This window comes from Bradyrhizobium sp. 45 (genome assembly GCF_023073155.1).
Classification (GTDB): Bacteria; Pseudomonadota; Alphaproteobacteria; order Rhizobiales; family Xanthobacteraceae; genus Bradyrhizobium; species Bradyrhizobium canariense_D.
Map to the genome: position 1 here is coordinate 460,001 of NZ_JADPIX010000122.1, position 15,473 is coordinate 475,473.

The 15,473-nt window shown below is 63.1% G+C and carries 14 protein-coding genes (1 of these 14 cut by a window edge); 4 read left to right on the forward strand and 10 right to left on the reverse strand.

The annotated features are described in order from the left end of the window. A protein-coding gene (locus tag IVB42_RS22505; protein ID WP_018453275.1) for an ABC transporter substrate-binding protein crosses the window boundary here: on the reverse strand, positions 1-322 show its beginning. Its footprint begins 767 nt before the window's first position; only the first 322 of its 1,089 coding nucleotides appear in the window; its start codon is at positions 320-322; its stop codon lies off the left edge, out of view. Positions 323-610: 288 nt separating this feature from the next. Here IVB42_RS22505 and IVB42_RS22510 point away from each other — a divergent pair, with 288 nt between their 5' ends. After that, a complete protein-coding gene (locus IVB42_RS22510) occupies positions 611-1,696 on the forward strand; it encodes an NAD-dependent epimerase/dehydratase family protein (protein ID WP_247395381.1) in 1,086 nt (361 codons plus the stop codon). Positions 1,697-1,796: 100 nt separating this feature from the next. On the opposite strand, the gene IVB42_RS22515 is transcribed toward IVB42_RS22510, so the two are convergent. The 7 genes from IVB42_RS22515 to IVB42_RS22545 all read right to left on the reverse strand — a co-directional run bounded on the left by IVB42_RS22515 (position 1,797) and on the right by IVB42_RS22545 (position 10,190). Continuing rightward, positions 1,797-2,138: a hypothetical protein gene (locus IVB42_RS22515; protein WP_026232500.1), complete on the reverse strand. Its 342-nt coding sequence runs from the start codon at positions 2,136-2,138 to the stop codon at positions 1,797-1,799. Between the two features lie 64 nt (positions 2,139-2,202). After that, the gene (locus tag IVB42_RS22520; protein ID WP_083926317.1) at positions 2,203-5,274 is read right to left on the reverse strand and encodes a winged helix-turn-helix domain-containing protein; all 3,072 of its coding nucleotides are present in this window, start codon (positions 5,272-5,274) and stop codon (positions 2,203-2,205) included. A 44-nt stretch (positions 5,275-5,318) separates the two neighbouring features. Further along, the gene (locus IVB42_RS22525) at positions 5,319-6,632 is read right to left on the reverse strand and encodes a Gfo/Idh/MocA family oxidoreductase (RefSeq protein WP_018453279.1); all 1,314 of its coding nucleotides are present in this window, start codon (positions 6,630-6,632) and stop codon (positions 5,319-5,321) included. Between the two features lie 189 nt (positions 6,633-6,821). Next, positions 6,822-7,622, reverse strand: a complete 801-nt coding sequence (locus IVB42_RS22530; RefSeq protein WP_018453280.1) for a phytanoyl-CoA dioxygenase family protein — start codon at positions 7,620-7,622, stop codon at positions 6,822-6,824. 71 nt (positions 7,623-7,693) lie between these two features. After that, positions 7,694-8,368 carry a GntR family transcriptional regulator gene (locus IVB42_RS22535; RefSeq protein ID WP_018453281.1) on the reverse strand — a complete coding sequence of 225 codons (675 nt, stop codon included), beginning with the start codon at positions 8,366-8,368 and terminating at the stop codon, positions 7,694-7,696. Between the two features lie 188 nt (positions 8,369-8,556). Next, on the reverse strand, positions 8,557-9,369 hold the full coding sequence (locus IVB42_RS22540) for an alpha/beta hydrolase (protein WP_247299307.1): 813 nt from the start codon (positions 9,367-9,369) through the stop codon (positions 8,557-8,559). Positions 9,370-9,371: 2 nt separating this feature from the next. After that, positions 9,372-10,190 (reverse strand): alpha/beta hydrolase, encoded by an 819-nt coding sequence (locus IVB42_RS22545; protein ID WP_247299308.1) that lies wholly within the window; start codon positions 10,188-10,190, stop codon positions 9,372-9,374. Positions 10,191-10,329: 139 nt separating this feature from the next. On the opposite strand from IVB42_RS22545, the gene IVB42_RS22550 reads away from it, so the two are divergent. After that, the gene (locus IVB42_RS22550; RefSeq protein ID WP_018453282.1) at positions 10,330-10,872 is read left to right on the forward strand and encodes a methylated-DNA--[protein]-cysteine S-methyltransferase; all 543 of its coding nucleotides are present in this window, start codon (positions 10,330-10,332) and stop codon (positions 10,870-10,872) included. A 17-nt stretch (positions 10,873-10,889) separates the two neighbouring features. Here IVB42_RS22550 and IVB42_RS22555 read toward each other — a convergent pair whose 3' ends face one another. Both IVB42_RS22555 and IVB42_RS22560 read right to left on the reverse strand, forming a co-directional pair. Further along, positions 10,890-12,434 (reverse strand): acyl-CoA synthetase, encoded by a 1,545-nt coding sequence (locus IVB42_RS22555; RefSeq protein ID WP_026232503.1) that lies wholly within the window; start codon positions 12,432-12,434, stop codon positions 10,890-10,892. 120 nt (positions 12,435-12,554) lie between these two features. Further along, positions 12,555-13,727, reverse strand: a complete 1,173-nt coding sequence (locus IVB42_RS22560) for an acetyl-CoA C-acetyltransferase (protein ID WP_018453284.1) — start codon at positions 13,725-13,727, stop codon at positions 12,555-12,557. Between the two features lie 210 nt (positions 13,728-13,937). On the opposite strand from IVB42_RS22560, the gene IVB42_RS22565 reads away from it, so the two are divergent. After that, complete coding sequence (locus IVB42_RS22565) at positions 13,938-14,540, forward strand: TetR family transcriptional regulator (protein ID WP_018453285.1); 603 nt, start codon at positions 13,938-13,940, stop codon at positions 14,538-14,540. A 67-nt stretch (positions 14,541-14,607) separates the two neighbouring features. Next, positions 14,608-15,366, forward strand: coding sequence for an SDR family NAD(P)-dependent oxidoreductase (locus IVB42_RS22570; RefSeq protein ID WP_018453286.1), 759 nt, complete (start codon positions 14,608-14,610; stop codon positions 15,364-15,366). Positions 15,367-15,473: the final 107 nt, after the last annotated feature.

Sequence of the window (15,473 nt, forward strand, 5' to 3'; positions counted from 1 at the left end):
TGAAGGCGGGGTTCTTGCCCCAGTAATAATACAGCGCGGTGTTGCCCATCTCCACCGTTCCGTTGGCGACGGCGTCGAGCACCTGCAGGCCCGGCACGATCTCGCCGGCGGCGAATGGCTGGATCTGGAAACGATTGTCGGTGATCTCGGCAACGCGCTTGGCGAAATACTCGCAGCCGCCGTAGAGCGTATCCAGCGCCTTCGGCCAGCTCGCGGCGTATCGCCATTTGATCTCGGGCATCGACTGCGCGATCGCCGGCGCAGCGACGGCACTGGCGGCGAGGCCCAATCCGCCTGCCGTCAGGAATTTACGACGTTCCATGCGCTTCCCTCCGTTAAGTCGATGCTTCGACCAGGGACCGATCTTGGTGTCGTCTTGTCTTCGTCGACGCTCGACGTTGTCTGTTGAGACGTTGTGGCGTTTCCGAACGGCCCTTGCGGGCACTCGAAGATGGAATTCCGATCGTTGCGGTTCCGCGGCGAGGATGACCGGGCGCTTCGCCGGAATCAAGTCTCATGGGCGCCTCGCAGGTGCGAACGCCGGCCTGACGCAAGTCGGGCCTGCAAGCGATCTGCTATTCGGTCATTCAAAAACTAGGGAGGCTCGCGCATGACGGGCAAGAAATTCGTGGTCGCCGGAGCGAGCGGTCTCGTCGGCAATGCCGCGTTGCGACACTTCGGCGTCTCGGGCGGGTGCGATGTCATTGCCCTGTCCCGGCGGAAGCCGCGCGACCTCTACGGTGCCCGTCATGTACCGATCGACCTGACCAGCGCAGCGGATTGCGGGCGTGCCGCCTCGGAACTGAGCGGCGCAACGCATCTGATCTACGCCGCGCTCTACGAGGCGCCGCAGCTCGTCGACGGCTGGCGCGACCCGCAGCAAATCAAGACCAACGATTTGATGCTGCGCAATTTGATGGGTGCGCTCGAGCCTGTGGCGCCCGGCCTCAGGCACGTCGCCCTGCTGCAGGGCACCAAGGCCTATGGTGTCCACGTTCGCCCCTTGACCGTGCCGGCCCGCGAAGGCCGCTCCGAAATGTACGAGCAGCCCAACTTCTACTGGGCGCAGGAAAACTTCTTGCGCGACCTCCAAACCGGCAAGGCTTGGCATTGGAGCATCCTGCGGCCGGTGCTGATCGTCGGTCTCGCCATGGGCGGCGCCATGGACCTGATCCCGCCGCTCGGCGTCTATGCCGCGATGCTGCGCGAGCAGGGCAGGCCGCTCGACTACCCCGGCGGCGCTCCGCGGGTGGGGCAGGCCGTCGACGTCGATCTTCTCGCCCGCGCCATCGCCTGGTCGGGCGAGGCCGAGGCCGCGCGCAACGAGGCCTTCAATGTGACCAATGGCGACGTCTTTACCTGGGAGAACATCTGGCCTGCGGTCGCCGATGCACTGGAGATGAAGCCGGGCAGGCCGGTCCCGCTGTCGCTCGCGAGGGAATTCCCGAGCTGGGTCGCTCCCTGGGATGCGCTGCGGCGCAAGCACGACCTAGCATCGCCTGCGCTGGCCGAATTCGTCGGCCTCTCGTTCCAATACGCCGATTACAGCCTGCGCTATGGCCACACCGAATCCGGTCCGCCCTCGATCGTCTCGACCGTGAAGATCAACCGCGCCGGCTTCACCGAGATGATGGATACGGAAGACATGTTCCGGAAGTGGTTCAGGCAGGCAAAGCAAGAGCGACTGCTTCCCTGACCGAGAGCCAAAGCGGATACGTCCGGGATCGTTGCCCAGGTCAGACTGTGACCCGGAGCGGTCCGCTGGCCGAGCCGGTTCGAACGGCTTCAGATCTGGCTTATCTGAGCGTGTGTCGCAACCACCGTGAGGGACGGACATCACCTAGGACGGCGATCCTCTGTAGCGGCGAAAAGTCGACTTTCCACAGATCAAGTTCAAACAACTCGTCGCGCTGGCCGAGGTTCAGCGCGACCGACACCAGCACTCCATCGGCATCGTCGAATTCGCATTCGCCAATACATCGGCCGAAACGCCGATCTGCCGCGCCGACAAAGAGAAGGCTACCCATCCCACCGTCGTTCATTTCCTCGACGAGCCCAAAATGGTCCTGCAAGGGCGAATGCTGACCTAGAATAAAGGCAACCAGATCACGCTCTGCGGGGGTGAGTGGGCGTGGCATCTTCTTTCTCGTAGCGGCTGGCGTGCATTGGCTCTATCACGCTGCGAATCCTTATTGATCCAAGCTAGGTTGGCTCGTTCAACAATGTCAGCAGAGAACGAGCTTTGACTAAATCTGCAGTGGCAAGTCCCTCGGAGAAACGAACGTAAAGGGGCGCTAGCAGCTCCCGTGCCTCACCGATACGCGACTGCTTCTGCATCAGGGATGCCAGAGTTGTCGCCGTCCTGAGCTCCCAGGATATTGCGCCTTGGCGGCGTGACCACTCGAGAGAGTGATTGAGGTGCGCTTCGGCCGACACGAGCGCCTCCGCGCCACCTTGATTGAGCGCCAGGATACCCTTGATGCGCAGCAGTTCAGCGACGAACCAGCGGTCCTCGTTCCTTTCCGATTGAGCCAGCGCCCTTTCGATCGTTGTATTGGCTCCGCGGTGATCGCCGATATCAGACTCACCGAGTGCGAGATTGCCCAGAAGGAATAAATAGCGGCTTTGAAAGCCGGTCGGGGGGAAGCCATTCAAGCCTTCGCGAAGCAGGGCAAGGCCCGCAGCGGTGTGGCCACCCTTCATCTCCAGAATACCCGCATAACAGCGGCCCCATACTCCCATTGCTCTGAACGTCGCTTCTCGATGAAGCATAGTTGAGATGAGCGCTTCCGCAGCATCAAAATTGCCGATCTCAAGCGCTAGAGGGCAAGCGCCGAAGGCAATCGCATAGAGAAGAGAAAAATCGTGTCCAAGTGCCGTCGCATGATCGAAGGCGTGTTTGCCGACCGCGGCTGCCTGGTCCGGAAAACCCAACAACCAAAGCGTTTGGCTGTAGTACGTTCGGGCAGCCACATGTTGATCAAACTGATATCGCAGGGCGTGCATTTGCCCTGGCGGCGCGACGTAGCCTGCCAGCATTTTTTCCAGATGTCGCCGGGCGCCGGCTTGGTCCCCTAGAATGTGCCGCGTCACTCCCAAAATCCGCTCTCCGACGAAACGATCAGCGACATCGATAGCGCCATCAGGCAGGTTGACGAATTTTTCGGCGATCTGCAGTGCACCGGGGAAATCGCCTCTTAGGTATCGCCCTATCCAGAGACCCCATAAGCTCCTCAGCTGATATTCGTTGTCGTCCAGTTCTTCAGCCAATCGGGATACACGCAACCACGCATCGTCGATGATCGCAGCGTCCCCGGTCGATTCCATATGCGCAACCGCCAAAGTGAAGAAGAGGCGGAGCTCCCGGCGCGCGTCACGACCCAGCTTTTCGTCGATTTGGAAAACCGCTTGCTCTGTCCGCTCCCGACATTCGTCTATGAGCATATGATGAATCCAGACCGGTGCGGCAGCGGCCGTGAGGTCGAGCGCTAGCAGCGAATCACCAGACTTGCCATGCGCCCAGTCGAGGGCAACGCGGATCTCATCGATCGGCCGACCATTAGTGGCAACCGATGCTTCGGTCAGATTGTTGCTTCCTGCCCCTTTCAGGGACCGAACGAGCTTGGAGGCAGACGCATTTTCGCTCTTCCGGAAACCGGACAGCTCGACCCCAATCCGCTCGAATAAAGTTAAATGATAGACAGCATGACGGCGAGCAACGAGGTTTGCATCATCGCTTCTGGCCAACTTTTCCTGCACATACCCGCGGGTGGTATCCAGCAATCGGTATAGCGGGATGGCGAGACGAGCGTTCGCTGTCAGAAGTGACTTGGCGGCAAGACTGGCAACGGACTCGATCACCTGCGAATCGTCCAAATCATCTCCGGCCGCGATCGCGAAGGCAGCCTCGATCGTAAACGGCCCAACGAAAACAGATAGTCGGCGCAGGATAATCTGCTCAAGCTCCGGCAAAAGATCGTAGCTCCAGTCGAGCGTTGCAGCCAGAGTCTGGTGTCGCGGCAACGCCGTTCGCCGGCCTCGCCAGAGCTCGAACTTGTGGTCGAGGAGCCGCAAAACGTCATGGACTCCGTAAGCGCCCACACGACCAGCTGCGAGTTCGATTGCGAGGGGGATTCCGTCGAGCTTTCGGCAGATCTCGGCCACGACCGGTGCATCGACGTCGTTGAGTATGAACTGAGGCTGACTTGCTGTAACGCGTTCGACAAAAAGCTGTACTGCAGCGTATGCCATCGCCTCTCGTGCATTGGGACCCTCAGGCGGAAACTCGAGGGGAGCTATCCAATGAACGTGCTCGCCTCTGACCCGCAAGGTTTCACGGCTTGTTGCCAAGATGTAAACTTGCGGCGTTTCCTCGAAGATGGTTTCTGCCAGCGCAGAAGCCGCCTCAATCACACGCTCGCAGCTATCGAGCACCAGCAAAACTCGGATGTCTCGCAGTGCGGCCAGAAGGCCGGGGATAGGATCGCGATCGTCAACGGCAAGTCCGAGCGCCGAGCCGATCGTACCCGCCACGAGATGCGGATCAGAAAGTGAGCCCAGGTCAATAAGGTGAACCAGATCGGCAAACTCTGTAGTGAGTTGGTGGCCGACAGATATTGCCAGAGTTGTTTTTCCGATCCCGCCCGGACCGACAATGGACACGAATCGTTCGGCCATAAGATGCGAGGAGATCGCTTGCACGGCGTCGTCCCTGCCAATCATCCTGCCAAGGCGATTCGGAAATGTTGAGCGTCGACCCGATTTTGCGATTTCAGCAACAGGCTTGAGCGTTCGTGAGACAGGCGCCACGAAGCTATACCCTTGTCCTGGCACGGTCGTGACATACGTCGCTCCGGCCTCTCCATCGCCGAGCACCTTGCGCAAGCCCGCCATATGAAATCTAAGGCTACCCTCGTCGACGGTGACGCCGGCCCAAACCCGAGCTAGCAGAGTCTTCTTGCTGACAACTTCGCCAGCATGCTCGACAAGAACTGTAAGGATGTCCAAGCTACGGGCGCCCAACTGAAGTGGTACACCCGATTTTTCTAGACGTCTCCGCTCCGGGATTAATTCAAAGGGCCCAAAAGAAAAACTTTCTTTCGCGAGCCGATCTTCATTGACGACCGAGCCCACCATCATCATGCGTCCAACTGGTTGTGCCGCGCGAGCTACCTTGCCATGGTTGCCACTGAAATCAATGGACTGGTGAAGGCGGCGGAACTCAGCAGAGCATGTTCGCCCCTCTGTCGCGCACATGTGGCGGCCAGCGGACATCGCTCAGTCCGCACCAATAAATCTCGATTTTATGAGTACAGGGCCTACTCTGCGCTAATGAACGCCGCTTCCATGGCCTTCCGCGTCCTGATCGTCTCGTTGCCCGCGTCGAACTCGACATCGCTCCAGCGCACGATCTCGCCATGGGCGACGTCGTGCTTCAGCCTCACGCGATGCGCCAGCCCGATAGGCAGCGCGCCGGCCTTGAGGCTCGCGGCCGCCGGCAACAGCTTGCCCCACACCGTGTAGCCGCCTTCGCCGTCCAACATCTCGCCGGCGCGCAGATTGCGTTTTGCCACGGCGGCGACGTCGCCGCGGAAACCATGGGGCTGCCCGGTCGGCTCGCCCCGCAGCGCGGCCGACAGCACCGAGATGTTCAGCTCGAGGCCGATCAAATGGTAGGGCTTGTACATCGCCGCGTACCGTCCGCTGCCGTCGGTCTTGAGGCCGTATTGCCTGAAGCAGTCGGCGGCGTAGTCGTTCGGCGCCTCCAGCACGACGTAGACGCCCCAGCGCAGATCGCGAAACACCGGCCTTCCATCGCGCTCGAGCGAGGAGACCACCTCCACGACGCCCGATCGCTCCAGCACGCCGCCCTTGCTGCCCGGCCGCATGATATGCGGCAGGTCGTCGACGCCGCAGGGTGGAAACAGCAGGCCCTCCGCAGGCACGTCCAGTCCGCAGGCGTTCGCAATCGCGGCCATCTCGATCGCCGATTTGGTACCGTCGAGGAACGAGTTGAACATCTGCGGATTCATCCCGGCCGATTGCGCCTCGCCCGCGGTCAACCCGTAATGCTGCCAGACGCTGTCGGGCGTCACGTCGTGATAGGCCGGCAGATATTTTGTGCCTTTGCCGGCGGCAACCACATGAAAACCGGTGGCGCGCGCCCAATCCACCATTTCCGCGGTCAGCGCCGGTTGGTCGCCATAGGCGAGCGAGTAGACCACGCCGGCCTTGCGGGCTTCCTGGGCGAGCAGCGGACCGGCAAGCACGTCGGCCTCGACATTGACCATCACGATATGCTTGCCGGCCGCGATCGCCGCGCGGGCGTGTTTGATGCCGACGGCGGGATTGCCGGTCGCCTCCACCACCACGTCCATCGCGCCGCCGGCGATGGCGCGCGCGCCATCATCGGTGAAGACGGTGGCGGCGATCCGCTCGGCGCTCCAGCCCACCGTGCGGCAGGCCTCGCGCGCGCGGTCGCGATCGATGTCGACGATGATGGGTACCTCCAGCCCCGTCGTGTGCGGCACCTGCGCCAGGAACATCGAGCCGAATTTGCCGGCGCCGATCAGCGCCACACGGACGGGCTTGCCGGCGGCAGCGCGGGCCTGGAGGAGGCGGAAGAGGTTCATGTTGTTACCCGATCAAGTATGGTGGTCCGGACGCGGTGCAGCGCCATAAGCGCGTTCACGCGCGTCTTCGACGCACTATGGCGCTACTCCGCAGAGCCGGCACCCAGAAAGAAAACTATCCGTGTGGTATGGGCCCGGCTCTGCAGCGCACCGCTTCGCGCTGCGCTGCGTCCGGGGCACGAGAGTGTCCTACTCCGCCGCCTGCCGCGGCGCACGGGCGAGCCGCACCAGTGCGTCGTCCTCCACCGTCTTGATCGGCGCAAAATCGCGATGCGCGATGTACTCCGGCCGCGTCGGGGTACGGATGTAATTCGAAACCGCGTTCAGCGTCAGGTACACGATCTTGCGCGGATAGGGCGTGATGTTGCCGGCCGAGCCGTGCACGAGATTGCCGTGGAACATCAGCATGCCGCCGGGCTTTCCCGTCGGCGCAACGATGCCGCCCTGCTTGACCAGCCGCGTCACGGTCTCCTCGTCCAGCGTCCACAGCGGATAGGAGGTCGTCGCGAGGTCATGCGAGGCCTTGAGGTCGCCGGCGTTCTGGCTCTGCGGTACCAGCATCAGCGGGCCGTTGATCGGCATCACCTCGTCCAGGAAGATCGCGATGTTCATCGCGCGCGGCTCGGGCATGCCGTCGTCGCGCTTCCAGGTGCCGTAATCCTGGTGCCATTGCCAGACATCGCCGGTGAAGGCGGATTTCGCGTTGATCTTGAACTGGTGCATGTAGACCTGCTCGCCGAACAGCTGCTCGACCGGGCCGATCATGCGCGGATGAGCACCCAGAATGCCGAACGCCTCGTTGTAGAGATGCGCGGCAAAGGCGGTGCGTGGCGCGCCGCTCTTCTCGCGCCAGACTTCCGGCCGGTTCGTGTCATAGATGCCGACCGCCTCGCGCGCGAGGAGATCGACCTCCTCCGGACTGAACAGTTCGGGCAGGAACAGCCAGCCCTCGTGGTGGAAGAACTCCAATTGCTCCTGGGACAGTTTCACGGCGCGTCCTCCTGTTTTGATTTGTTGTCGCTCGTCTTGGCCGGCCATCCACGTCTTGGCAGTGGCGGTCGCTACGCCGCCGCCTCTTCCGTCGCCCTCAATCTCTCCTCAGTCATCCGTCCCGCCGTCTGCGCGTGCGCAAGCGCCGCACGTTCGGCCGCCTTCGCATCTCCTGCGAGAATATGTCCGGCAATGTCGGCATGCTCGGCCCAGGCGCTGCCGCGATAATCGAGCTCCGACAGCACCGTCGCCATCGAGCGGCGCATATGGGGCCATTGCGGCGTAATCGTCTCCTCGATCACGGGATTGCCGGCGAGCCGATAGATCGCGCGATGAAACGCGACGTCGAGCGCGATCAGCTCGGCGAGCGTGGTCTTGCCATCGATCCCGCGTCCGGCGGCGAGCGCCGCCTCCAGCCGCGCGCGTCCCGCCGCATCGCCTGCGCGCTCCGCTGCCAGCCGCGCCGCCAAGGCATCGATTGCGCCGCGCACCTCGTAGAGCTGGCGGATGCGTGCGGGATCGAGCTGGGTGACTTCAAAGCCGCGCCGGCCGCTCTCGGCGACAAGTCCCTGCCGGTGCAACAGGTGCAGCGCATGCGACACCGGCTGGCGCGATACGCCGAGCCTGTCGGCGAGCTCGTTCTGCCGGATGCGCTGGCCGGGCTGCAGCGTGCGGTCGGAGATCGCCTCCAGGATCCGCGCATAGACCTGGTCGATCAAGTTCGGAAGCGGGTCGAGAGGGATCACGCCGGCAGCTCCGAGACCATGAGAGGGAATACGGAATTCCGAATTCAAGGATACGGCGAGGGGATAAGGGCGTCAAGCGCGGCCAAGGGGGCGTCCAGCCTCATTTCGCGCCACCTAAGTCATTGATATTGCTGGGCTCAGCTACTGTGCATGGGGTTGTTTTTGAGGAAAAAAGAGTGTGAGGCCACTTACTCCGCCAAAAACGCGTCCACCGCCTCGCCGAACTCCAGGGGCGCCTGCTCGAACATCCAGTGGCCGGCATTGGGGATCACGGCTGTCTTCGCCCCGGTGATGTGCTCGGCCAGCACACGCCACATCACCGACAGGCTCCCTGTCGTCGCCCCGCCGCCGATCAGGAGTGTCGGGGTCGTGATCGCCTGCGCGTCCGCGAGCGTGTAGGGCCTGCGCTGCTCGTTGATCTGGCCGAGGAAGGTGATCGCGTTGTCGCGCAATTGCTGCTTCGCCGCCGCCGGCACGCGCCGCCACGAGCCGTCGCCTTCGATGCCTTCGTAGAAGTTCTGCAGCGCGCCCTCGATGTCGCCGGCGCGGATCATCTCGACCGAGCGCGCCGTGCGCGCCGCCAGCGGCGGGTGCGCGGGCGTGCCTGCGGGCACCGGCAGGCTCGCATCGAGATCGCCGCCGGGTTCTGCAAGCACCAGCTTTCGCAACAGATCGGGCCGCGCCTGCGCCACGCGAAAGGCGATGTGACCGCCGCGCGAATGGCCCATCAGATCGACCGGCGCGGGTTCGACCTGCTCGATGAAAGCGATCACGTCAGCGACGTGCTGGGCCATCTTGTAATCGTCGCCGACGGCATCCCAATGTTCGGGAAAGAAATGCCGCAGGCTGACCGAGATCACGCGATGCGATTTCGACAGCGGACCGAGCACGGAGTACCAGGTGCGGAAATCGCCGAGCGTGCCGTGCACGCAGACCAGCGGCGGCCCCTCGCCCACTTCGAGATAGGCCATGTCGTAACCATTGACGCGAAGTGTCTGCATGATCAGCCCGCCAGAAAATCCAGCACCAGTTCGGAGAATTTCTGCGGCGCCTGCTCGAACATCGGGTGCGTTGCGTTTGGGATGACCGCCGTCCTGGAATACGACACATGCGCCGCGAGCGCATGCAGCACTTTCGGCAGCAGGCCCTTGGTCCGCGCGCCCAGGATGAACAGCGTCGGCATCCTGATGGACTCCGCGTCGGCCCTCGAGAACGGCGGGCGGTTGTCGCGGACCTGGCCGATCAGCGTGAAGGCGTTGTCACGCAGATTCTGCTTCACCAGGGCCGGCAGCCGCGGCCAGGTGCCGGGCCCTTCCAGCGTGTCGACGAAGACTGCAAGGCCGCCGTCGATGTCGCCGGCCGCGATCTTCTCGGCCGAGGCCGTGAACCGCGCCAGCAACGGCGAGGGGCCGCCGGCATAGTCTGGATCGAGGCTCGCGTCGAGCTCCCCGCCGGGCTCGGCCAGCACCAGCCGCCGGAGCAGGTCCGGCCGCCGCTGCGCCACGCGGAAGCAGATGTGCCCGCCGCGGGAATGGCCCATCAAATCAACCGGGCCGAGGTCGAGCTCCTCGATGAAGGCGATGACGTCGTCGACATGCTGGGCGATCGAATAGGTGTCGCCAACGCCATCCCAGCGATCGGGGAAGAAGTGCCGCAGGCTGACGGCCATCAGCCGGTGCCGCTGGGACAGCGGACCGAGCACGCAGCCCCAGACACGAAAGTCGTTGAGCGAACCATGCACGCAGACCAGCGGCGGCCGCCCTCGGTCTTCGCCCACGTCGAGATAGGGCATGTCGTATCCGTTGACGTGGAGGCTTTGCATTCTGGGCTCGCAAACAGGGAAGGCGGAACTCCTGTGCAAGATTCCCGGAAACCGGGTGGATCGCAACTATTTCCAAGTCTAGATTTGAGCTCAGTTCACATTGGGGCATGCGAGGGGAACGCAAGCCAAGGACGAAGTTATGACCGACCAGCATTTTGCCCTCTTCGACAGCAAGATCGGCCTTTGCGCCATTGCCTGGGGTCCGCGCGGCATCAACGGCACGCAACTGCCGATGGGCGGTGAGCAGAAGATCCGCACCCGCATCAGCCAGCGCCATGCCGATGCCAGCGAAGCCGCGCCGACCGCCGAAGTACAGCAGGCGATCGACCGCATCACAAAACTGCTCGCGGGCGAGCCGGATGACCTCACCGACATCCCGCTCGATCTCGATGGCGTGCCCGACTTCAACCGCGGGGTCTACGCGATCGCCCGCACCATTCCGCCGGGCAAGACCGTCACCTATGGCGACATCGCCAAGCAACTCGGCGGTGTCGAGCTGTCGCGCGACGTGGGCCAGGCGCTCGGCCGCAACCCGTGCCCGATCGTCGTGCCCTGCCATCGCGTGCTGGCGGCCGGCAACAAGCCCGGCGGCTTCTCCGCGAATGGCGGCGTGGTGACGAAGCTGAAGATGCTGGAGATCGAAGGCGCGCTGGTGAACCACACGCCGAGCTTGTTTGATTGAGGCGATGACGCCGCTGGCTAGATCTTCGCCGCCGCCATCGGCCAATATTTGTCGCGCAAATGCCGCTTCACCAGCTTCCCAGTGGGCGTGCGCGGCAGCTCGGCTTCGAAATCGATCGAGCGCGGGCATTTGATCGTCGAGAGGCGGCTCCTGCAATAGGCGATCAGGTCGGCCTCGAGCTCCTTGCCGGCGCGCTTGGGATCGTGCGGCTGCACCACCGCCTTGACCTCTTCGCCCATCTCCTCGTTCGGCACACCGAACACGGCGACGTCGGCGACCTCGGGGTGGGTGATGAGCACGTCCTCGGTCTCCTGCGGGTAAATGTTCACGCCGCCCGAGATGATCATGTAGGACTTGCGGTCGGTGAGAAAGAGAAAGCCATCCCTGTCGAGATAGCCGACGTCGCCGAGCGTCGACCAGCCTTTTGCGTTATAGGCCTTCTTCGTCTTCTCGGGATCGTTGTGATAGGCGAAAACCGGCGCATCGGCGAAATAGACCGTGCCGATCTCGCCCGTCGGCAGCTCCTCATCGTTCTCGTCCAGAATCTTGATCTTGCCGACCACGGCGCGGCCGACGCTGCCGCGGTGCTCCAGCCATTCTTTCGAGTTGCAGACGGTGACGCCGTTGCCTTCGGAGCCCGCGTAATATTCGATCAGGATCGGCCCCCACCATTCGATCATCTTGGCCTTGACCTCGACCGGGCAGGGGGCGGCGGCGTGGATCGCGCCCTTCAGTGTCGAGACTTCGTAGCGGTTACGGACCTCGTTCGGCAGCTTCAGCATGCGCACGAACATGGTCGGCACCAGCTGCGCCTGGGTCACCTTGTACTTTTCGACCAGTTTCAGGAAATCTTCGGCGTCAAAGTGCTCCATGATGATGGAGGTGCCGCCGAGCAGGACAGCCATCATGTTGAAGCGCAAGGGAGCGGCGTGATAGAGCGGTGCCGGTGAGAGATAAATAGTCTCGGCGTTCATGCCGCACATGCTGGCGCAGAGCACGCGCAGAAACGCGTTCGGCTCGTCGATCGGCTTGCCCTCGAAAGCCTTCTTGATACCCTTGGGCCGGCCCGTGGTGCCCGACGAATACAGCATGTCATAGCCGGCAACCTCGTCGGCAATCGGGGTTGTCGGCTGTGCGGCGGCTTCCTTGTCGTAGGAGCGGAAGCCGGCTTGCGGCTCGTCCATCATGTAGAAGACCGGCTCGCCGGGCGCACCCTTGATCAGCGTCTTGATCTGGTCGGCACATTTCGGTGTCGTGATCACGACCTTGGCGCCGCAATCGGCGATGATGTAGTCGATCTCGTCCTGCTTTAAATAGCGGCTGATCGCGGTGTAATAGAGCCCGCTGCGTTGCGCAGCCCAGCAGATCTCCATAAAGGCGAGGCGGTTCTCCATCAGCAGCGCGATGTGGTCGCCGGCCTTCAGCCCGAGCGAGCGGAACAGGTGCGCGCCCTGGTTCGAGAGCTCGTCGAGCTCGCGATAGGTAATCGCCTTGCCGGTCCCGGCCATTTGATAGGCGATCTTGTCGGGTGTGGCGCGGGCGTGGATGGAGGGGTGTGTCATGTCTCTGTTTACGCGGCTGGGAGTAACGTTCCCCGGATATCCGGGGTCCATTGTGAGGCATGGGTCCCGGCTCTGCGCCGCAGCGTTTCACGCTGCAGCGCGTCCGGGACACGAGAGGGCTTACAGCCGCTCCACGATCGTCACATTCGCCATGCCGCCGCCTTCGCACATGGTCTGCAGGCCATAGCGTTTGCCGCGCTGATGCAAGGCATGCACCAGCGTCGTCATCAGCTTGGTGCCGGAGCCGCCGAGCGGATGGCCGAGCGCGATGGCGCCGCCATTGACATTGAGACGTTCCGAATCGGCGCCGGTGGTCTTCAGCCACGCGGTCGGCACCGAGGCAAAGGCCTCGTTGACCTCGAACAGGTCGATGTCGTCGATCGCCATGCCGGCCTTCTCCAGCGCGCGCTTGGTGGCGTGCAGCGGTGCGTCGAGCATGATCACGGGATCGCCACCCATCATGGTCATGTGGTGGACGCGCGCCAGCGGCTTCACGCCGAGCTGCTTCAGGCCACGCTCGTTCACCACCATCACGCCGGAAGCGCCGTCGCAGATCTGGCTGGCGCTGGCCGCGGAGAGCTTGCCATTCTCGGCGATCAGCTTGACGCCCTTGATGCCGTCGAGTGTGGCGTCGAAGCGGATGCCCTCGTCGATGTGGTGGGTGTCCTTGGAGCCGTCGGCGCGGGTGATCTCAAGCGGCACGATCTCCGTCTTGAAACGGCCGGCCTGCGTCGCCGCGATCGCGCGCTGATGACTGTTGTAGGAGTACTCGTCGAGCTCATCCTTGGAGAGGCCGTACTTCTCGGCCATCATCTCGGCGCCGGTGAACTGGCTGAACACGATGTTGGGATAACGCTGCTCGATACCCGGGCTCTTGTAATTGCCAAAGCCGTTCTTGGCGGGAAGCTGCGACGACAGGCCCATCGGCACGCGCGTCATCGATTCCACGCCGGCGGCGATCACCACGTCCATCGCGCCCGACATAACGGCCTGCGCAGCAAAATGCAGCGCCTGCTGCGACGAGCCGCATTGGCGGTCGATCGAGGTGCCCGGCACGCTCTCCGGCAGTTTCGAGGCCATGATGGCGTTGCGCGCCACGTTGTTGGACTGCTCGCCGACCTGCATGACGCAGCCCATGATCACATCCTCGACCAGCGCGGGATCGACCTTGGTGCGGTCGACCAACTCGTCCAGCACCTTCGCGGCGAGATCGGCCGGATGCCATCCGGCGAGGCGGCCCCCCTTGCGCCCACCGGCGGTACGCGCAGCGGCGACGATATAAGCCTCGGCCATGTCGGTTTCTCCCTGGATTATTTTGAACGGTTGGTTGTCGGGGCGGGATTTAAGGGGCGACCGGTTGTTTAGTCAATCGATCAATTAACTCTTGTGGGGAGGCGCTGCTTGGGCTTATCTGCGGCCGCTCTTCCGCCAAAATCAGGGATCTCCGTGACTACCAGCGTACCGAACAGGCTCCCCAGCGGAAAGAATTCCACGGCAGAGAAATTGCTCGTGGCCGCGAGCGAGCTGATGATCGAACGCTCCTCGATCGAGATTTCCCTGAGCGACATCGCCCAGAAGTCCGGCGCCAACGCCGCGCTGGTCAAATATCACTTCGGCAACAAGGACGGCCTGCTGCTGGCGCTGCTCGAGCGCGACGCAGGAACGGAACTGTCCAACCTGGAATATCTGCTGGCGCAGCCGATCACGCCGACCGCGAAGCTGAAGCTGCACATCGGCGGCATCATCCGCGCCTATCACCGGTTTCCCTACATGAACCGGTTGATTCACTATCTGCTGCACGAGAGCGTCGCGGGCTCCGCGGACGAAGTCTCGAAATTCTTCGTCGCACCGCTGCTGGATTTCCATCGCCGCCTGCTCGCCGAAGGTGTCAGTCAGGGCGAATTCCGCGCCACCGATCCCGTGCTGTTCTACACCAGCCTGATCGGCGCCTGCGATCATTTGTTCTTCGGCCGGCACGCGATGTCACGCGCGACCGGCGTCGGCCCGGTCACCGACGACGTCTGCCGGCAATATATCAAGCACATGGAAACGCTGATCTGCGGCGGCATTCTCACGAATATCGAGGAAGCCGCCGCGGCCGGATGATCCGGCCAGAACGCAGAAGTCTAGAGAAGAAACGCCCAAGGAAAAGGTTCGAGGAAAGGTACAAGCGATGCAGTTGAAAGACGTAGCCGTTCTCATCACCGGCGGCGGGTCGGGCCTTGGTGCCGCGACCGCCCGCGCCATGGCCGCCAAGGGCGCCAAGATCGGCGTGATCGACCAGAGCAAGGAAAACGCCGAGAAGGTCGCCGCCGAAGTGAAGGGCATCGCGCTTCATGCCGACGTCACCAGCGAGGAGCAGATCAAGGCGGCGATCGCCAATGCGGAAGCCGCGCACGGCGTCGCGCGCGTGCTGATGAACTGCGCCGGCATCGGCGGCTCGCAGCGCATCGTCGGCCGCGATGGAGTCTACCCGCTGGAAAAGTTCGCGCGCATCATCAACGTCAATTTGATCGGCACGTTCAACTGCCTGCGTCTGTTCGCCGAGCGCTTGGTCACGATCGAGCCGGTCGGTGAAGAGCGCGGCGTCATCGTCAACACTGCTTCGGTCGCGGCTTACGAAGGCCAGATCGGCCAGATCGCCTATGCAGCGTCGAAGGGCGGCGTCGTCGGTCTCACGCTGCCGGCCGCGCGCGACCTCGCGAGCCAGAAGATCCGCGTCAACACCATCGCCCCCGGGCTATTCCTGACGCCGCTGCTGATGGGCTTGAACGAAGAGGCCCGCAAGAGCCTCGGTGCCCAGGTGCCGCATCCTGCGCGTCTCGGCGACGCCAATGAATACGGGTCGCTGGCCGTGCACATCGTCGAGAACCCAATGCTCAATGGCGAAACCATTCGCCTCGACGGCGCGATCCGCATGGCGCCGCGGTAGAGCTCTTTTTCCTTCTCCCCTTGTGGGAGAAGGTGGCGCGCTCCTGAGCGCGCCGGATGAGGGGTTCTCTCCACGATCTCACCTGTGGAGGCAGACCCCTCACCCGA

What these genes read in the sequence shown, in the direction of transcription:
- IVB42_RS22510 (WP_247395381.1), top strand. Translation starts at nt 611, where the DNA reads ATGACGGGCAAGAAATTCGTGGTCGCCGGAGCGAGCGGTCTCGTCGGC.
- IVB42_RS22515 (WP_026232500.1), bottom strand. Translation starts at nt 2,138, where the DNA reads ATGCCACGCCCACTCACCCCCGCAGAGCGTGATCTGGTTGCCTTTATT.
- IVB42_RS22520 (WP_083926317.1), bottom strand. Translation starts at nt 5,274, where the DNA reads ATGTCCGCTGGCCGCCACATGTGCGCGACAGAGGGGCGAACATGCTCT.
- IVB42_RS22525 (WP_018453279.1), bottom strand. Translation starts at nt 6,632, where the DNA reads ATGAACCTCTTCCGCCTCCTCCAGGCCCGCGCTGCCGCCGGCAAGCCC.
- IVB42_RS22540 (WP_247299307.1), bottom strand. Translation starts at nt 9,369, where the DNA reads ATGCAGACACTTCGCGTCAATGGTTACGACATGGCCTATCTCGAAGTG.
- IVB42_RS22545 (WP_247299308.1), bottom strand. Translation starts at nt 10,190, where the DNA reads ATGCAAAGCCTCCACGTCAACGGATACGACATGCCCTATCTCGACGTG.
- IVB42_RS22550 (WP_018453282.1), top strand. Translation starts at nt 10,330, where the DNA reads ATGACCGACCAGCATTTTGCCCTCTTCGACAGCAAGATCGGCCTTTGC.
- IVB42_RS22555 (WP_026232503.1), bottom strand. Translation starts at nt 12,434, where the DNA reads ATGACACACCCCTCCATCCACGCCCGCGCCACACCCGACAAGATCGCC.
- IVB42_RS22560 (WP_018453284.1), bottom strand. Translation starts at nt 13,727, where the DNA reads ATGGCCGAGGCTTATATCGTCGCCGCTGCGCGTACCGCCGGTGGGCGC.
- IVB42_RS22570 (WP_018453286.1), top strand. Translation starts at nt 14,608, where the DNA reads ATGCAGTTGAAAGACGTAGCCGTTCTCATCACCGGCGGCGGGTCGGGC.